This window comes from Olivibacter sp. 47 (assembly GCF_030372825.1).
In the GTDB taxonomy this organism is placed as follows: domain Bacteria; phylum Bacteroidota; class Bacteroidia; order Sphingobacteriales; family Sphingobacteriaceae; genus Olivibacter; species Olivibacter oleidegradans.
This window is the reverse complement of sequence record NZ_JAUCNR010000001.1, coordinates 3088437-3106384: the sequence shown is the minus strand read 5'-3', so window position 1 is coordinate 3106384 and position 17948 is coordinate 3088437. Positions and strand designations below refer to the sequence as shown.

The 17948-nt window shown below is 40.9% G+C and carries 19 protein-coding genes; 7 read left to right on the top strand and 12 right to left on the bottom strand.

The annotated features are described in order from the left end of the window. Positions 1-232 precede the first annotated feature (232 nt). Positions 233-664, top strand: a complete 432-nt coding sequence (locus QT327_RS13475) for a hypothetical protein (RefSeq protein ID WP_130857702.1) — start codon at positions 233-235, stop codon at positions 662-664. Between the two features lie 48 nt (positions 665-712). Here the strand turns inward: QT327_RS13475 and QT327_RS13470 are convergent, their stop codons facing one another. Continuing rightward, positions 713-1810: a mandelate racemase/muconate lactonizing enzyme family protein gene (locus QT327_RS13470; RefSeq protein WP_130857703.1), complete on the bottom strand. Its 1098-nt coding sequence runs from the start codon at positions 1808-1810 to the stop codon at positions 713-715. A 216-nt stretch (positions 1811-2026) separates the two neighbouring features. Here QT327_RS13470 and QT327_RS28240 point away from each other — a divergent pair, with 216 nt between their 5' ends. From QT327_RS28240 to QT327_RS13455, 4 genes are all read left to right on the top strand, one after another. Then, positions 2027-2476, top strand: a complete 450-nt coding sequence (locus QT327_RS28240) for a DUF255 domain-containing protein (protein ID WP_354004772.1) — start codon at positions 2027-2029, stop codon at positions 2474-2476. After that, on the top strand, positions 2418-4043 hold the full coding sequence (locus tag QT327_RS13465; RefSeq protein ID WP_354004771.1) for a thioredoxin domain-containing protein: 1626 nt from the start codon (positions 2418-2420) through the stop codon (positions 4041-4043). The genes QT327_RS28240 and QT327_RS13465 overlap by 59 nt, the downstream gene beginning before the upstream one ends. A 27-nt stretch (positions 4044-4070) precedes the next feature. Continuing rightward, positions 4071-4568, top strand: a complete 498-nt coding sequence (locus QT327_RS13460; RefSeq protein ID WP_013666798.1) for an FKBP-type peptidyl-prolyl cis-trans isomerase — start codon at positions 4071-4073, stop codon at positions 4566-4568. A 170-nt stretch (positions 4569-4738) separates the two neighbouring features. After that, positions 4739-5143, top strand: a complete 405-nt coding sequence (locus tag QT327_RS13455; RefSeq protein WP_013666797.1) for an EVE domain-containing protein — start codon at positions 4739-4741, stop codon at positions 5141-5143. A 75-nt stretch (positions 5144-5218) separates the two neighbouring features. Here the strand turns inward: QT327_RS13455 and QT327_RS13450 are convergent, their stop codons facing one another. The 3 genes from QT327_RS13450 to QT327_RS13440 are packed head-to-tail and all read right to left on the bottom strand — an operon-like array spanning position 5219 to position 9085. Further along, positions 5219-5743 (bottom strand): acyl-CoA thioesterase, encoded by a 525-nt coding sequence (locus QT327_RS13450; RefSeq protein WP_013666796.1) that lies wholly within the window; start codon positions 5741-5743, stop codon positions 5219-5221. Between the two features lie 30 nt (positions 5744-5773). Then, positions 5774-7102, bottom strand: a complete 1329-nt coding sequence (locus tag QT327_RS13445) for a type IX secretion system plug protein (protein ID WP_130857705.1) — start codon at positions 7100-7102, stop codon at positions 5774-5776. A 57-nt stretch (positions 7103-7159) separates the two neighbouring features. After that, on the bottom strand, positions 7160-9085 hold the full coding sequence (locus QT327_RS13440; RefSeq protein ID WP_289553062.1) for an ABC-F family ATP-binding cassette domain-containing protein: 1926 nt from the start codon (positions 9083-9085) through the stop codon (positions 7160-7162). A gap of 81 nt (positions 9086-9166) precedes the next feature. Here QT327_RS13440 and QT327_RS13435 point away from each other — a divergent pair, with 81 nt between their 5' ends. Then, entirely contained in the window at positions 9167-10201 is a 1035-nt protein-coding gene (locus tag QT327_RS13435) for a quinone-dependent dihydroorotate dehydrogenase (protein WP_130857707.1), read from the top strand. Between the two features lie 138 nt (positions 10202-10339). Here QT327_RS13435 and queG read toward each other — a convergent pair whose 3' ends face one another. Together queG and QT327_RS13425 are read right to left on the bottom strand one after the other, a co-directional pair. Beyond that, positions 10340-11275: a tRNA epoxyqueuosine(34) reductase QueG gene (gene queG / locus QT327_RS13430; protein ID WP_130857708.1), complete on the bottom strand. Its 936-nt coding sequence runs from the start codon at positions 11273-11275 to the stop codon at positions 10340-10342. Positions 11276-11329: 54 nt separating this feature from the next. Further along, complete coding sequence (locus tag QT327_RS13425; protein WP_130857709.1) at positions 11330-11662, bottom strand: TfoX/Sxy family protein; 333 nt, start codon at positions 11660-11662, stop codon at positions 11330-11332. Positions 11663-11845: 183 nt separating this feature from the next. Here QT327_RS13425 and QT327_RS13420 point away from each other — a divergent pair, with 183 nt between their 5' ends. Then, a complete protein-coding gene (locus QT327_RS13420) occupies positions 11846-12184 on the top strand; it encodes a Rieske (2Fe-2S) protein (protein ID WP_130857710.1) in 339 nt (112 codons plus the stop codon). Position 12185: 1 nt separating this feature from the next. Here QT327_RS13420 and QT327_RS13415 read toward each other — a convergent pair whose 3' ends face one another. The 6 genes from QT327_RS13415 to ccoN are packed head-to-tail and all read right to left on the bottom strand — an operon-like array spanning position 12186 to position 17922. After that, complete coding sequence (locus QT327_RS13415; protein WP_130857711.1) at positions 12186-12872, bottom strand: sulfite exporter TauE/SafE family protein; 687 nt, start codon at positions 12870-12872, stop codon at positions 12186-12188. A 17-nt stretch (positions 12873-12889) separates the two neighbouring features. Beyond that, on the bottom strand, positions 12890-13303 hold the full coding sequence (locus QT327_RS13410; RefSeq protein WP_165447044.1) for a FixH family protein: 414 nt from the start codon (positions 13301-13303) through the stop codon (positions 12890-12892). A 34-nt stretch (positions 13304-13337) separates the two neighbouring features. Next, complete coding sequence (ccoG, locus tag QT327_RS13405) at positions 13338-14723, bottom strand: cytochrome c oxidase accessory protein CcoG (protein WP_130857713.1); 1386 nt, start codon at positions 14721-14723, stop codon at positions 13338-13340. Positions 14724-14750: 27 nt separating this feature from the next. After that, entirely contained in the window at positions 14751-15605 is an 855-nt protein-coding gene (locus tag QT327_RS13400) for a cbb3-type cytochrome c oxidase N-terminal domain-containing protein (protein WP_130857714.1), read from the bottom strand. 9 nt (positions 15606-15614) lie between these two features. Then, a complete protein-coding gene (locus tag QT327_RS13395) occupies positions 15615-15800 on the bottom strand; it encodes a hypothetical protein (RefSeq protein ID WP_013666785.1) in 186 nt (61 codons plus the stop codon). A gap of 10 nt (positions 15801-15810) precedes the next feature. Then, complete coding sequence (gene ccoN / locus QT327_RS13390; protein ID WP_130857715.1) at positions 15811-17922, bottom strand: cytochrome-c oxidase, cbb3-type subunit I; 2112 nt, start codon at positions 17920-17922, stop codon at positions 15811-15813. Positions 17923-17948 lie beyond the last annotated feature (26 nt).

Below are 17948 nucleotides of genomic sequence, written 5' to 3'. Positions count from 1 at the left end.
GTCGGTGATTTTGCGCAATTTACTAATTGTGGCACCATTACTAAAGCATTTTTTTGAAAAATGACAAGATACACAGAACATGTGTAGCACTTGTTTCTCCAATACGTTATCAAGAAAGGATAAAGCTATTTTTTATCAATTAAATTTTTATCTTTATCCTAAATAAGAAAGCAATATATTACTCGATTTTATAAATGTGGCTCACCACACATTTTAAAAAAAACAATTAAGTATGTCTCTTAAAATAACATTTTCTTTAACCGCTTCTTTGGCTGTACTATTATCGTGTGCAGCTAAAAAGAATCAACAGGCAGAAGCCGATTGTCCGCCGAAGCCCTGTACGATGGAATTTAGAACCGTCGGCGTAGTTTTTACAGATAGTAAAGGTGATACACTTCAGGTGAAAGACTTTTCCGTTACGCTTAAAGCTACGGGCAAAAAACTTCCAAGTGGCGCTGAACAGTCAACTGATGCTGCAAATCCCTTTTATATGATTGCATCTGATGGTGACAAAAGTGCACTTAGTGTGGAGGGAGATACGGTAGTCGTCAGTGGTACACATCCAAGTAGTGGACAAGTCAAGAAGACCGACTTTGTGATTAGCGGCGGACGCTGTGAATGTCATATAAATAAAGTTTCCGGACCGGAAAAGATCGTCTTTTGATAAAAAAACGGCAAAAGCTTCTCCATGAGAAGGCTTTTGCTGTTTACACTATACCGTCCAGCGTTCACAGCGTTCCAGAAATGCCGCATCTACTTCTGCACCTATTCCCGGACTTTCCTCGAGACTGATATCGTAGGCATCAAAGTGAGGCCCTCCAATAATGGGATCTTCAAGATGACCAATCATACAAGTGTCCATATCATGGTATATAACACCTTCACAGGCATAAGCGAGATGTACATTTGCTCCTAATGCCAGGCGGCTTTCCAACATACCGCCGATCATGCAAGGAACACCGTGTTGCTTTGCAACCCGGTGAATTTTCAGTGCTTCAAAAATACCGCCCGATTTAGCCAATTTAATATTAATAGCATCGCAACTTTTTGTCCCTATCAAACGTTCGGCATCCCAATGGTCGTAACAACTCTCATCTGCCATAATCGGTATACGAACCTTTTCCCTTAAAAAAGGCAATAAATGATCATCATAAGACCGCATGGGCTGCTCACAAAACTCGATGTTATAACTAGTTAAAGCCCCAAGCACCTTTAACGCTTCTTCGTAAGTCCAACCCTGGTTGGCATCTAAACGTATCGGAATATCATCTCCAACCGCCTGACGGATTGCTTGGATTCTTAAAATATCTTCCTCAGGGTTCTTCCCAAGCTTTACTTTTAAAATGGATGCGCCGTTTTTAACAAAAGACAACGCTTTCTCTGCCATAATGGTTGGAGCAGCGATGCCCACTGTAATATCGGTTGTTATGGGCCGAACTATGCCCTGTAAGTATTTGTAGAGCGGCTTATTTTCGTACTTAGCGGCTAAATCGTATAGTGCCATATCGAACGCGCTTTTTATTGTAGAATTTTTGGCAATAAAGGCATGAAGCTCGTTCATCCGTTCTTCTAATAAAAGTGCATTTTTACCTTTCCATAGGCGACTAAAGTCCCGCGCAAGCGTTAAACAGGTATCTTGTGTCTCTCCAACAATCATCGGAAACGCTGAACATTCCCCGTATCCGATTAATCCTACATCTGTGTGTATCCTTATCAAGGTGTTTTGAGCATAATCCATCGTGCCTGTCGCGATTGCAAAAGGCTCCATTTTGATACTAAATCTAAAAATTTCGATATGTGAAATCAGCATAGTTAAAAACGTAAAAAATGAAAAAGCCGGTCGTCCGTCGAGACCGAAAAAAGTTAATACATCCGACCATCAATCAATATAATTCGCAAGATAACTGTTTTCACCGAAGTGACCTTATTTTAAGACGAAATCCTTATTCGATCTAAAGAAGGTCAGCAAAAAGAAAAACCATTAATAATCATAAAATAACATTATAATACTACCTTTACATCTATTATGGCAAATCACCTTCAAAACGAAAGCTCTCCATACCTTAAACAACACCAACATAACCCGGTTGACTGGTATCCTTGGGGAGATGAAGCTTTAAGTAAAGCCAAAGCCGAAAACAAATTACTTATTGTTAGCATTGGCTATTCCGCGTGCCATTGGTGCCATGTGATGGAAAGAGAAAGTTTTGAAAACAAAGAGGTTGCCCAAGTAATGAACCGTCACTATATTTCTATCAAAGTGGATAGGGAGGAACGGCCCGACATCGATCAGATTTATATGACTGCCGTTCAGTTGATGACAAACAGTGGTGGCTGGCCATTAAATTGCATCTGCCTTCCGGACGTCGACCGGTTTATGGCGGGACTTATTTTCGCCGGCCGATTGGGTAAATGTATTGAACCAAGTGCAGGCACTTTGGGCAAACGAACCGGAAACGGCAATCGAATATGCTGAAAAGCTGGCACAGGGAATCACGGAAAGCGAAACTTTCAGAATCAGTAAGATTCCCGAGAAATACAGTGAAGATGATCTAAAAGAGATCGTAAAACCTTGGCAGCAAACTTTCGATCCGATAGATGGAGGCTACAAAAGGGCTCCTAAATTTCCTTTGCCAAACAACTGGTTATTCTTTCTTCGTTACGGCCACCTGGCAAATGACGCGGATATACTGGAGCATACGCATTTTACACTGCAACATATAGCTGCCGGAGGCTTATACGATCAGGTAGGTGGCGGCTTTGCCCGTTATGCGGTTGATGGACAATGGCATATCCCACACTTCGAAAAGATGCTTTACGATAATGCGCAACTCATAAGCTTATATGCCGAGGCTTATCTGCAAAAACCGGAGCCGCTTTATAAACGTGTGGTAGAGGAGACCCTTCAATGGGTCGATCGTGAAATGACGTCAGCAGAAGGCGCCTTTTATAGCGCACTGGACGCAGATAGCGAAGGTGTTGAGGGAAAGTATTATACTTTTCAACAAGAAGAAATCGACAATCTGCTGGGAAAAGATGCCGATTTATTCATCTCGTATTTTTCAATAACAGCAGCAGGTAACTGGCCGGAAGAAAAAACGAATGTACTGAAAACAAGGCTTGATGCAGACAAATTGGCAGAACAAGCCGGCTACAGTAAAGAGGAGTGGGAAACTTATTTAAAAGATATCAAAAAGAAAATACGCCACTACAGAGAGCAGCGTATACGTCCCGGCCTCGATAATAAAATATTGACAAGCTGGAACGCCATGATGTTAAAAGCTTATATAGATGCTTATCGAACATTCAATAAGAAGGAATACCTTACCGTAGCAGAACGAAATGCGCATTTTATTCTTCGTAAGTTGATCACTGAGGAAGGCACACTTTTACATCAACCTCAAACTCCTTTTAAAACGATAACGGCGTTTTTGGATGACTATGCGTTTGTTATTGAGGCCTTCATCGCACTTTATGAGGTAACCTTTAATAAAGCGTGGTTGGATCAAGCTAAATCATTGGCAGATTACACACTTGCACAATTCTATGACCGGCAGGCCGGTGCATTTTACTATACCTCCGACTTAACAGAAGTGCTGATTACACGGAAATTTGAAATAATGGACAACGTGATTCCATCCTCCAATTCAGTGATGGCACATCAACTAAATAAGTTAGGCGTAATTTTTGAGGATTCAACTTATAAGGAAATTGCAGCGCAGTTATTGGCTAATGTTTTTCCACAGATTAGAACTTATGGGTCTGCATACTCCAACTGGGCAATCCGCTTACTTGAAGAAGTGTACGGTTTCCATGAAATAGCGATTACCGGACCGCAATCAAATGATTTACGGATCGCTATCGATCAAAAGATTTATAGTCCCAATAAAGTTATTTTGGGCGGCGTAGAGGAGAACCTGCCACTTTTAAGAAATAGAGTTACTGAACGTAGTCTAATTTATGTTTGTAAAAACAATACATGCAGTTTACCAGTTGATAATTTAAAGGACGTAGAAAATTTAATTCTTAAACAGGAGGCCTAACAAGAAGGTTTCCATAATTTTATAAAAATGACCATTACACCAAACAGCGTAGTAGCGCTTACTTACAAATTGCACACCATCAACAACGGAGAAAAAGAGTTTGTTGAAGAGGCAGACAAATCGAATCCGCTTGTGTTTCTATATGGAGTAGGAATGATGCTTCCAAAATTTGAGGAGAATATCGAAGGTCTTAAGCAAGGAGACACCGTTGATTTTGAATTGTTAGCAGTGGATGCATATGGTGAAAAAGATGACAGTGCCGTTGCACAGCTTCCTGCTGATATGTTTAAAGAATCGGGCATTCCTCCGGTTGGTGAAATTCTTCCCTTGCAAGACAATCAGGGTAATCAGTTCCGTGCACGCGTGGTAGAAGTTAGTCCCGAAGCGGTCGTTGTCGATCTTAATCACCCGATGGCCGGACAAAATTTACATTTCGATATCGAGATTTTAAATGTACGTGAGGCTACCGAAGACGAACTGTCGCATGGACACGCGCACGGAATTGACGGAGATAGTGGACACTAATATTAGAAATTTCTTGTTCTTTTAAACGGGGCGCCATTGCGGCGCTCCTTTTTATTTTTATATCTCTTCTAATTTGAAGCATTAGCGGAGCGATCTTGAACTACAAAATGAGCACTTGTGAAAAAAAGTGAATTTACGTAAGTTCGCAGCAGCGATAGACTTTATTACATATGAATTATTTCCTGGTTAAATCAGAACCCTTTAAATATAGCTGGCAACAATTTTTAAAAGATAAGCAAACCTTTTGGGATGGCGTCCGAAATTACCAAGCGCGCAATAACTTGAAAGCAATGAAAAAGGGCGACTTAGTGTTATTTTATCATAGCAATGAAGGGAAAGAAGTCGTCGGAATTGCGAAAGTTGTGAAAGAAGCTTACCAAGACCCAACTACCAGCGATGAACGTTGGGTTGTTGTAGATCTGGCTCCGCTTCAAACCTTGAAGAAGCCTGTCACGCTGGAGACAATAAAAGCCGATGAGCAGTTGCAGGATATAGCTCTTGTAAGACAGGGACGTTTATCCGTGATGCCCTTAGCACCAGAAGAGTTCGATCGTATCGTAGCGCTTGGAAGCTAATTGTAGAAGGTTGGGAGGATAAAGGTAAATGTGTAAGAGATTTTACCTTTAACCTTATATCCTAAACCATATACCTTATTTAGCGCCTATTTGGTTAAAGAAATTGTATAGTTCACTGGCTTCTTCGGGTTTCATCTTCCCTGCAAGTATCAAACGTAACTGGCGGCGACGTAAAGCACCATCAAATAATTCTTTTTCTTCCTCTGTCTCCGGCACCAATTCGGGAACCGCAATCGTACGTGAATTCTGGTCAATTGCTACGAAAGTGTAAAAAGCCTCGTTTGACTTAATTCTACTTCCAGATGGAATATTCTGGGCATATACCTGAAGCTGCACTTCAACCGATGTATTAAAAGCTCTCGTAACCTTTGCCTCTATACTAATCACATCTCCCAACTTAACAGGATGGCGAAATGATACGTTATCAACGGACGCTGTTACGACAATCCGATTGCAATGCTTCTGAGCGGATATAGCTGCGGCTATATCCATCCAATGCAATAGCCTTCCGCCCATCAAATTATTAAGCGTGTTGGTATCATTTGGTAAAACCAGTTCATTCATAATAGTGAATGATTCCTTTGCAAATTTCTTGTTCATGCCGCAAAGATAGGTAAACCCAACAAGATATTAATCGCGAATCGGCCCCTTACTGGATGTATTTACGGTACCAAATCCGATTAATTCTTCCCAGCGTGTAGCCGGCTTCCGATAATACACAAATACATCGTAGGTATTGCCTGTTTCAAAATGATGTCCATCATACCTATTTAACTGTTCTTTACCATTTATCTTGCTGATATAAGTGTAATGATAAAGCCCTTGTTTAAGAAGCAGCTCTCCTTGCCATTGCTTTTGATCCGGATCATATTTCATTTCGTTAGTCCCATCTGTCGCAAAGTTGTTAAATAATCCGGCAATGTAGATCTTTTCGTTCGCAGCAGGAGGCGATGACGTTTTTAAGGTGAAAGTCACAGCTGCATAATCGCCTTCAAAGTCACTATTCTCAAAATCGCTATTACGCAAAAAAAACTTTCCATCCTCGTCGTAAGAGAAGCTATAAGATTCTTGAGACAGGTCATGATCCAACATAACGGACATTCGCCGTATGCTATCTTTGCTGCTTGCACTGATCTGACCGGATAATAGACGGAAACTTCTTAAATCTAAATTTCTGAACTCATTTCCTCCATCAAAGTCTAAGGTCGCATTATTATTATAGATAAGTTGTCCGTCCCTTACAAACATTGGCTTCGTCAGTACTTCTTGCACATCATCCCTACGATTTTGCTTTACAACCAGTTTGATATCCTGATAAGGGTTATTAAGTTGGATGTTACCCAGATTGATCTCAAGGTTTAGTTTTTGGTTTTCCTTCCTTTTTATCACATTAAAAGAGGGAAGTGTCTTAATACCCACACTTACATCTTGTCTTAAAACGTAAAACCTTCTGGTTAAAATCAATCTTGCTTTATCCGCATCCTCATAAACCTTTAGGAGATAGTTGCCGGGCAGCTTCGGCATCATACTGCCTTCATTAGGAAATCGAAGTTCGTAATGCGTATATGCCTGGAGCGTATTAACGGAACTTTTATAATCATACAAGCGATCTTCCGTAAGGCCATCGATATACTCAATAGTGGAAAGATTGCTACTACGCCAGTCAGAGGTGCAGTGTTCGATTGTGTAATAATAAGTACGATTATCTGCTCGCAAATCATCAAAGGAAAGAAAAAACTGATCTCCTCCACCCAATGTCATCAGGGGAAGCGATTGTTCTTCCTTCGCGTGATAAAATTGAACTGATTTTATCACGGGTAAATAGTTTACATCTTCGTATCGAAGGTCTTGCTCCGGAGAGCGTTCCATTCGAACCCGTTTTTTCTCTTTTTTCTGCGCAGACACCTGTGTTGCATTGAATACAACAAGCATAAAGAAGAGGCCTAAAGAAAATCTCATGTATCAATTGGTATTAGTGCCGCCTAATTTACAAGAATTTCGATACAATAGTCCGATTTAAGTCCCTTCTAGTGTCAAAATTTCATCGGCCAGCGTTTCCCATCTCTGCTGAAATTGAGAGAGCTCCGCTTTCTTGCTGTCATAGCGTAAATTAATTTCTTTTAATTGTTGCGGGTTATTGTACAAAGCCTGATCGGTTAATTGCTCTTCAATAGCTGTAACCTCCTTTTCCAATTCCCCCACTTTTTCTTCTAAAACACTCAATTCTTTATTCAGCTTCTGCAATTGTTTGTGCTTATCCGGCGTTTCTGCATGATAAGTATTAATTTTTTTATTTTCCTCTTTCTTAGGAGTTGTATTTACCAGCGGCTTTTCTTTTACTATCGGTCTTTTCCACTGCCACTCTTCATACTCCTTATAGGTTCCGGGATATTCTTTTATTTCCTGATTTTCAATGTACCAGATCTTGTTAGCTACACTATCTAAAAAGTAGCGATCGTGCGAAACGGTGATCAATGTACCCTCGTATTGTTGAAGTGCTTGGATGAGGATATTAACCGATTGGATATCCAAATGGTTGGTAGGCTCATCAAGAATCAGAAAATTTGCATCCGCTGTCAATGCCTTTGCTAACGCCACACGCGACTTTTCACCGCCGGAAAGTACTTTAATTTTTTTAAAGGCGTCATCACCTGTAAATAGAAAGCATCCCAAAATGGAGCGTAACTCTGTTTCCGTGTGTTTTGGGGCAAATGCCTGTAACTCCTGCAAGATCTCATTTTCCAAATGTAGCGCTTCCAACTGATGCTGAGCGAAAAAGGTGGTCGTTACATTATGACCGGTTTCACTCTTTCCTTCAAAATCTTTATCTGCATTAGCAATAATACGTAATAGGGTGGACTTCCCCTTTCCATTTGCACCGATTAAGGCAATCTTATCGCCCTTCTCAATCACTGCATGTGCGTTCTTCAAAATAGGCACACCGGGATAAGCTTTTGTAATATGCTCCAGTCGGACTACATGACGGCCGGATTGTTTGCTAAATTTGAAGCTAAAATTGACGGTGGGGTTGTCGTCATCCACATCGTCCACACGTTCCATCCGTTCAAGCGCTTTTATACGTGACTGTGCCATTTTTGCCTTGCTCGCTTTAGCCCGGAAACGTTCTATCAACCGTTCTTCTTGTTTAATTTTAGCTTGCTGATTTTTAAATTGGCCAGCCTGAATCTCGTTACGCAAAGCCTTCTCTTCTAGGTAAAAACTATAGTTTCCTGCATATAGCGTAAGCTTTCCTTTTCTAGATTCTACTGTTTTATTAATAACGCGGTCCAAAAAATAACGGTCGTGCGAAACAATGACAATGGCCCCTTCAAATGCCTGCAAATAAGCTTCCAACCATTTAATGGAAGGTAAATCCAAGTGGTTGGTCGGTTCATCCAGCAACAAGATATCAGGTGCCTGTAATAAAATACGAGCCAGCATAACACGCATTCGCCATCCACCTGAAAATTCCGAGAGCTTTCGGCTCTGTTGCTCATCATCAAATCCCAGGCCCGCTAAAATCTCGTGGGCCCGGTATTCAATATTATATCCATCCAATGCTTCAAATTCAATTTGCTTATCGCTAAGCTTATGAATTAATTCCTCGCTATAATCCGTCTCCATCTTTTTCAGCAAGGTTTCTATCTCAGCATGCAGCTGGTTCTGTCTTTCAAATGCTTCCATGGCTACATGGAGAATACTCTTTTCCGATTCGTAAGAAAGCAAATCCTGATTAAGGTAACCGATCTTCAAGTCCTTTGCCATCGAGATGGTTCCGGACGTTGGCGTATATTCGCCTACTATGATGCGCAGCAGCGTTGTTTTTCCTGTTCCATTAGCGCCAATAAGGCCTACTTTATCACCTGGTTTTATATGCCAATTTGCATCGTCATACAATGCTCGGGCTCCTATTTCGAAAGTTAAATTATTAATAGCTATCATTGCGGGTGCAAAAGTACGATTTTTTTACGTTGCCTCAGTCAGTCAATTGTTTCATTGCCTAATTTTCATCATCTTTGCGCCATGTATAAACTAGTTAAACCGCTATTTTTCTTAATGAATCCTGAGTCGGCCCATCATAATGTTACGGGAGGCTTAAAAGCAGCTAATAAAATTTGGGGAGGCAGTAAACTGATCAGAGCCGCTTTTAATTATGAAGACGCTCGTCTACAGAAAACAGTTTTTGGTTTAACTTTTAAAAATCCGATCGGTTTAGCCGCAGGCTTTGACAAAAACGCTGAATATGTGGATGAACTTGTGGATCTAGGCTTCGGCTTTATTGAGATTGGGACGGTTACTCCAAAACCTCAATCCGGTAACGACAAACCGCGCATGTTCCGACTAACGGCAGACGAAGCTTTGATCAACCGAATGGGTTTCAATAATCAAGGCGTCGACGTTGCTGCAACGAGACTAAAGTTTTTGAAAAAAAGGAGCGAAGTCATTATCGGTGGAAACATAGGAAAAAACAAACTAACTCCTAATGAAGAAGCGGTAAATGATTATATTTTGTGTTTTGATGCACTTTTTGATGTGGTCGACTACTTTGTCGTAAACGTCAGCTCGCCTAATACCCCTGGGTTACGGGATCTACAGGAAAAGGCACCGTTAATGCATATCTTAAACACTTTACAGCAACGTAATCTTAAAAATGGCATATCTCGGCCGATTCTTTTAAAAATAGCTCCTGATTTAACAAACAGCCAGCTGGATGATATTATAGAAATTGTTACCACTACAGGAATTGCAGGCGTTATTGCTACGAATACAACCATTGACAGAGAGGGGCTCCGCTCGCCGATCAACTTAACTAGGGAAACAGGTGGGCTAAGCGGAAAGCCTTTAACCAAGCGTTCTACGGAAGTAATACGCTATCTGTCGGAAAAATCAAACAAAGCGTTTCCCATTATCGGAGTAGGGGGTATACACAGTGCAGAAGATGCGCTGGAAAAACTGGAAGCCGGTGCTTCTTTGGTACAGCTGTATACCGGATTTATTTACGAAGGTCCGGGGTTGATTAAGCGAATCTGTAAAAAGTTGAGTAGTCAAATAGGATAATAGGTAAGTAGGTAAGTAGGTAAGTAGTCGAAGCGAAAACACTCAACGACTTAACAACTCAACCGGTGCGCCAAGAGCAGTAGTCAAATAGGAAAATAGGTAAGTAGTCGAAGTGAAACCACTCAACGACTCAACGACTTAACTTTTCCCCAGGAAACGGATATTCCTCGTCAACCCCGAAAATTTTGCCCGCTTGACGGCAGACTTTTTAAAAACGCGTTGAAAAGTTTCCTCAGTAATTTCTTCCCAATCCTTCTTCGTCATCTCCAATAAGTCTGGATGTGGTTTAAAGGACTCTTCCGTATGAGGTTCAGCAAAACGATTCCAAGGACAAACATCTTGGCATACATCGCATCCAAACATCCAGTTGTCCATTTTACCTACAAACTGATCAGGAATCTCGTTCTTAAGTTCAATGGTCAGGTAGGAGATGCACTTACTTCCATCTACAATTTGCGGCGCAACAATAGCCTCCGTGGGGCACGCATCGATGCATCGCGTACAAGTTCCGCAATAGTCTTTTGTGGGAGCAAGATCGTAATCCAACTCAATATCAACTATCAGTTCACATAAAAAGAAGAAAGATCCTTTTTTTCTATTAATTAAGTTACTGTTTTTGCCAATCCAACCTAAACCCGAACGTTTAGCCCAAGCACGGTCCAGCACCGGAGCCGAATCCACAAATGCCCGTCCTCCTACTTCCCCAATCTCGTCCTGCATAAAGTGCAGTAACGACTTAAGTTTATTTTTAATTACCGTATGATAATCGACGCCATAAGCATATCTGGATATCTTTGGAGAATCTTTATCTATCTGTATATCAGAAGTAAAATAATTAAAACCTAACGATATAATAGACTTAGCACCTTCCACAAGGAGACGAGGATCCAATCGCTTATCAAAATGGTTTTCCATATAGTACATTTCGCCATGCATTTCCTCCTTTAGCCATTTTTCCAAACGCGGTGCCTCTTCCTCCAAAAAATCAGCTTTGGCAATGCCACAGAAAGCAAAACCTAAGCGCTTTGCTTCATCCTTGATTAATTTCGAGTACTTTTCTGCAGCAATTAACATAGTGCAAACTTAGTTAAATCGGGTATTAAATACAATGTAGCAATTACTGCTTGCTTATTGTTGTCGACTCAGCGCTTCGTTATGCTTCAATGATAAGGAGATCCAATGATCAAAAGCAGCTCGATCTTTAAATGCCTCTTCATAGACGAAAACGTAACCTTTCACCAAACGCTTTCCGTGTACCATAGGTTCACAGCCAGGTATTTCTAAGCACTCCTCATAAACAGCTGGTCCGATGCGACACATCAATCGATTGTCTCTCGCGCAGATACACATTTTATCGTTTACTAAAAAACAAATGCCCCCAAACATCGTTTTTTCCTTAATTGTTGGGATATCCATTAAAGCTTCCCTTAGTCTGTTTAATAATTTTTCATTAACTTTCATTGAAATATTACTTTTGATGGCAACAAAACTGATTTTTATCCGACAATACTGAAAATGGACAAGAGATAATATGGATTCGTACTTCTAATATAAAAAATTAAACACAAAATTTAATAACTAATAGCCAATAACTAACAACTAATAACTAACAACTAATAACTAACAACCAACAACGAATAATCCATGCTTTATTGGCACAAGATAGGTCCGGATTTGCTCCCTGCCGTAAACACAATTAGAAAAGTTAGGATTGGAGGAAAAACGATATGTTTGATCGACTACGAACAGGAACTTTTTGCTACAAGCTACAAATGCCCACATGCCGGTGCAGATCTAAGCGCAGGCTGGTGTGAAAATAAACAGATCATCTGTCCGTATCACCGGCATGCTTTTGATCTATCTAATGGACATGGAGCAGCCGGGCAGGGTAATTATATTAACGTATATGCCTTGGAAAAACGGGGAGAAGACTGGTATGTAGGTATTAAACGGAATTTTTTTCAACGTATATTTCGCGGGTAATTTAATGACACAGCGTTGTTCCTGACTTTGGATAGAGTAGTGGGCTCAAGTAGGCTATATCTAAGTTTGCCCCCCTAAGAATAAACCAGACACCCATTATAAGAAACAAGAATGGAATCAATCCGATAAAATTCAAACGAATTCGTTTTCGAAAATAATGACCGCAAACAAGAGCGATGAGTAGGAGGGGAACTGTTCCTAAACCAAAGAATGCCATAAAAATAAACCCATTAACAGGAGACCCCGTGTTCAAAGCTGCTGCCAAAGCAAGATAAACCATTCCACAAGGAAGCAAGCCATTCAACAGACCTACAACAAAATGTCCCCCGGGACGTTGGATCCAATAGCCCATTTTATTGAACAACGGTTGCCAAAAAGTGCCTCCATATGAAAATGAGCCTTTTCCATACCGCTGTAAAAAATAATACAGGGCAAATAAGAGCAAGATAATGCCGGTAACAAGACTCATATATTGTTGCCAGCCCCGTATTAAAGTGCCAGCTCCAAGTAATCCCAATACAAAGCCCAAAAGACCATAAGTGAGAATCCTTCCTAACTGATATAACAGATGTATACCTACTTGCTTTGCCCACGATACGTTCATTGCCGGTAAAGCGAACATAAGAGGTCCGCACATGCCTACACAATGAACACTTGAAATTACTCCAATAAAGAAAGCAAGAATCATACTTTAATATTTAAAGTTTAGTTCAAATATAATTGCTCTTCCTGGAGGTAAGACCGCTGCTGACTTTCCCAATCGAGCTTAATATGCCATACCCCTTTTTTCAGGTTTTTAATTGGGAGACGGTAGACCGACTTTGATGTAATAAAATGAATACGTTGGTCTAAAGATCTGTTGGATGACCTTATAAAATCGACCATTCCCTTATTATTTTCTTCTGCAAAAGAAAGCACCAAACTATCTCTCACGACGTTCAAGGTAACTTTTCGTTGATACCGAACAAGATTTTCCTTCTTTTTATAGACACGCTCATAGTCCAACCCCTTCTCATAATAGTCTGTCTCTTCAAGCGTGTCTGTGTCTTGGTTGACCATATAGATTCCAACAGCAACGATGGATGACATGGCGATGGCCATTCCTATAACGATTCTCATTCCCCAATTCATACCCTAATTATTAATACAATCTTTATTTACGTGAGGCTGCGGGCGGTGCGACAAAATTGGTCCTCATTTTTTTCAGGATTTTCCCTTCAGAACTAATATTTACTACGACATCGGTTTTATATACGTTGATAGATTTTTTAGGTCTTATCAAGAATAGGGAAAACCGTACCGTTTCACCTGGTACCAATACCTTTTTAGCTTGAAGCACTTGAACTGAAAAATGCTTATCAACGCAGCTAAGATCAAAAGGGATATCCTTGGACGATTTATTTGTAAGCTCCATATTATACAGATTGGTAACAGTACCATCATCTCTGAAAATATAACTTGTACCGCTTGCCCGTAGCAAGGTTCCGTCTACTACATTTCTAGTGATCAGCAAGCTCAAAAATACACCGATAAGTACAACCAGAACCGCACTATAAGCAACCGCACGTTTATTTTTCTTTTGCGCCGATCCAAATTCAATCTCATTCTGTGAATAAAAACCGATTAGATTTTTTGGACGATGAATTTTTTCCATAACTCCATTGCACACATCAATGCATGCGGTGCAATTAACGCACTCCATCTGAATCCCGTTTCTGATATCTATTCCGGTAGGACATACGTGCACACATAAGTGACAATCCACACAATCACCACGCAAGTCGGCTTCTTGCCCTTTTCGAATAGGCCCTCTTGGTTCCCCACGTTTATAGTTATAGACAACGGAAATGCTCTGCTCATCCAGAAGTACCCCCTGCAATCGTCCATAAGGACAAATCGTTGTGCATACAATTTCGCGAACAAAGCTGAATACCGCGTAAAATACGAGCGTAAACAGCATAATGAAAATAAAACCGACGAGATGATTCTGTACGGGTTCGGTTATGATAGAAAAAAGCATATCAATACCGATAATGTAGCTCAAAAGTAAATTAGCAATCACGAAGGAAATAAGAAAAAACATGGTATGTTTACTTATTTTTTTCATCAATTTCTCTTTGGTCCAATCCCCTTCATTTAAGCGCCGCTGCTCGTTGGCATCACCTTCTATCCAATATTCAACGCGCCTGAAAACCAATTCCATAAAAATAGTCTGTGGACAGGCCCAGCCACACCAAACCCTCCCATATACAACCGTAAAAAGCACAATGCAGACCATGGCTATCAGCATGCCAAATACAAAAATGTGTAAATCCTGTGGATAAAATACCGCTCCGAAAACACAAAACTTGCGCTCAATTATATTGAACATTAAAAAAGGTTCACCCTCAATTTTGAGAAAGGGAGCTAGTAACAACAGCGTTAACAGGAAATATCCGACATATTGTCGATAGCTGAAAAGTCTACCGGTAACCTTTTTTGCATAAATCCAGCGCCTCTTATTCTTTTGTGTATTGGTTGCTAAGGCCATTTGTTTCATCTGTTCTTTTGTTCATTAGCATATCGCTCAATTCGCGCTTTGATGCTGTTCATTAAGATTTCCTTGGGGAGCCTTTGCGTTTGGCGGATTGGTACCCTGAAGTGATAAAATATAATTGGCTACTTGTGCTATTTTAGAAGGTGATAACTGCTGCTCCCAAGCGATCATGCCTTTATCGGGCACGCCGCGTTTTATGGTCTTAAATACGTCTTTTATACTAGCCCCATGAAGCCAATAATTGTCCGTGAGATTCGGACCGATTCCCCCTTCTCCAACGGCACCATGACAAGCAATACAGTTTTGATCGAAGATCGCCTTTCCTTCGGCAATTACCTCCGGACTTTTGTCTACTTCAACGGAATTTTCATCCACATTGTCTACTTGGCTCGCTAAATAGGCTTTACGCTCTTGTTCGGCCACGCGCATTTCCTTCTTATATTCATCGTTCTGATTCATCCCCCAACCAAAAACGTGATAAACGGATAAATAAACGACACCAAATACCATGGTAGCGTAAAAAAGCCCCATAAACCAGGCGGGTGTTGGATTATCCAATTCCCTGATATCATCATAAGCATGGTCAATTACTAAGTCTTCTTCCTCCGAAAGCGGACGTAATCCCATTACATTATTCCACCATTGTTTTAAGTGCGCACGCTTTTCCTTTTGTTTAGCCTTGGTAGCCGCTTTCGCAGCAGCCTCAATTTCAGGCATCATCACATGAACAATCGTCTTAAACGCCTTATTTAGTACGATCGCCGCAATTAGCACCGTCAACACCACGATTAACAGGCTTATCAGTAAAACATCCTGATGGATATTTCCGCTTCCCCAGCCCCTTTCGGACGTCGCATTATTTATCTGTAATAATAAGTTATTCATACCTGATCGTTAATCTAAAACCTGTTCGTTTTCCATTTTTTCATTTTCCAGTGGAAGTTGGCTCATGTAATCGCTGTATGGCTTTCTCATGCGAAACAGCCATATGGCCACAAAAACAAAAAACACAAAGAAGATCCATAACGAGAGGATAAGATACCACTCATCTCCTCCTAAATCTATTATTTGCTTAAACATATTTAAATATTTATTTTTCAGTTACTTTTATATCCGTACCTAACCGTTGTAAGTAAGCTATTATGGCAATAATTTCTCGGTCATTTAGCACGTCTACCTCACTTTGTTTCAAATCGTCTACAATAGATTTCGCTTGCTGTAGCAGGTCTTTATTTGCGTAATTTTCATACTCCTTCGGGTAGGGAACGCCCAATTTACGCATGGCTGTAATTTTTGCAGCGGTACTCGCCGTATCTATTTTTTGATTGATCAACCAGGGATAAGGAGGCATAATACTCCCTGGTGAGGTGAGGGTAGGATCTAGCAAATGGTCATAGTGCCATTTATTTGGGTATTTTTTACCAACACGATGCAAATCGGGCCCTGTGCGTTTTGATCCCCAAAGAAAGGGGTGGTCATAGACAAATTCGCCCGCCTTACTGTACTCTCCGTATCGAACGGTTTCTGAGCGAAAGGGACGAACGGTCTGTGAGTGACAATTAACACAACCTTCTCGGATATAAATATCCCGACCTTGCAGTTCTAAAGGCGTGTAGGGCTTCACGCTACTGATGGTAGGAACATTCGATGAAATCATGAAAGTTGGCATCATTTCAACCATACCACCGATCAGTATAACAATAAGGGCAATGACCATAAAAAGTGCCGGTTTACGTTCCAGTCTTCTATGAATTGATTTCTCATTCGTATGGACGGGAGGAAGCGCCATCGCTTCTGCCGGTTCATTGGCAATTAATTTCCCCTTCTGCATGGTACGAATAAGGTTATAGGTCATTAGTAAAGCACCGCTAAGGTATAAAGCACCACCTATTGCCCGCAACATATGCATAGGAAGGATCTGTAGAGTCGTCGACAGAAAAGTGGGATATTTCAACACACCCTCTGGCGTAAATTCCTTCCACATAAGCCCTTGAACGACCGCGGCCCAGTACATTGGTATGGCATAAAAGAGAATACCGAGGGTACCAACCCAAAAATGCACACTAGCCATTTTTTTAGAGTGTAAAGTCGTGCCATATATCTTCGGAATAGCCCAATATAAAATGGCAAAGGTCATGAAACCATTCCAACCCAATGCACCTACGTGCACATGTGCTACAATCCAATCGGTAAAGTGCGCAATTGCATTTACCTGTTTTAAAGAGAGCATCGGTCCTTCAAAAGTTGCCATGCCATAAGCAGTTAGCGCAACCACCATAAATTTTAGAGTAGGTTCCGTACGTACCTTATCCCAAGCACCTCTCAAGGTCAATAAACCATTAATCATACCGCCCCAGCTTGGAGCGATCAGCATGATTGAAAACACAACACCTAACGATTGGGCCCAACTTGGCAAAGAGGTATACAGCAAATGGTGTGGCCCGGCCCATATATAGATAAATATGAGCGACCAAAAGTGGAGTATGCTTAGTTTATACGAGTAAACCGGTCTGTTCGCCATTTTTGGAAGAAAATAGTACATCATACCTAAATAGGGTGTTGTCAGAAAAAAAGCCACGGCGTTATGGCCATACCACCATTGTACCAGTGCATCTTGTACTCCTGCATATAAATAATAACTTTTCCAAGCAGCAATCGGTAATTCAACGGAGTTTACGATATGAAGCACTGCAATCGTTACGAAGGTTGCTATATAAAACCAGATGGCAACATACATATGACGCTCGCGTCTTTTGATAATCGTTCCGAACATATTGATGCCAAATACGACCCAGATAAGCGTTATCGCAATGTCAATTGGCCATTCAAGCTCAGCATATTCGTGTGAAGTGGTGAAACCGAGCGGTAAAGTGATCGCGGCTGCGAGAATAATCAATTGCCAGCCCCAAAAGTGAATACGGCTCAATAAATCGCTATACATACGGGCCTTGAGAAGGCGCTGTAGGGAGTAGTAGACGCCCATGAAAATTCCGTTACCGACAAAGGCGAAAATAACGGCATTGGTATGTAGAGGTCGTATTCTTCCGAAGGTTGTAAAGGGTGTATTAAAATTCATGAAAGGCCAGACTAATTGTACTGCTACGAGAAGTCCGACAGACATGCCTACAATTCCCCAGAAAATAGTGGCTATACCAAAATTTCTTACAATTTTGTTATCGTAATTGAATGTTTCAAGCTGCATAGTTTAGTATTTTTACGGAGGTAAAA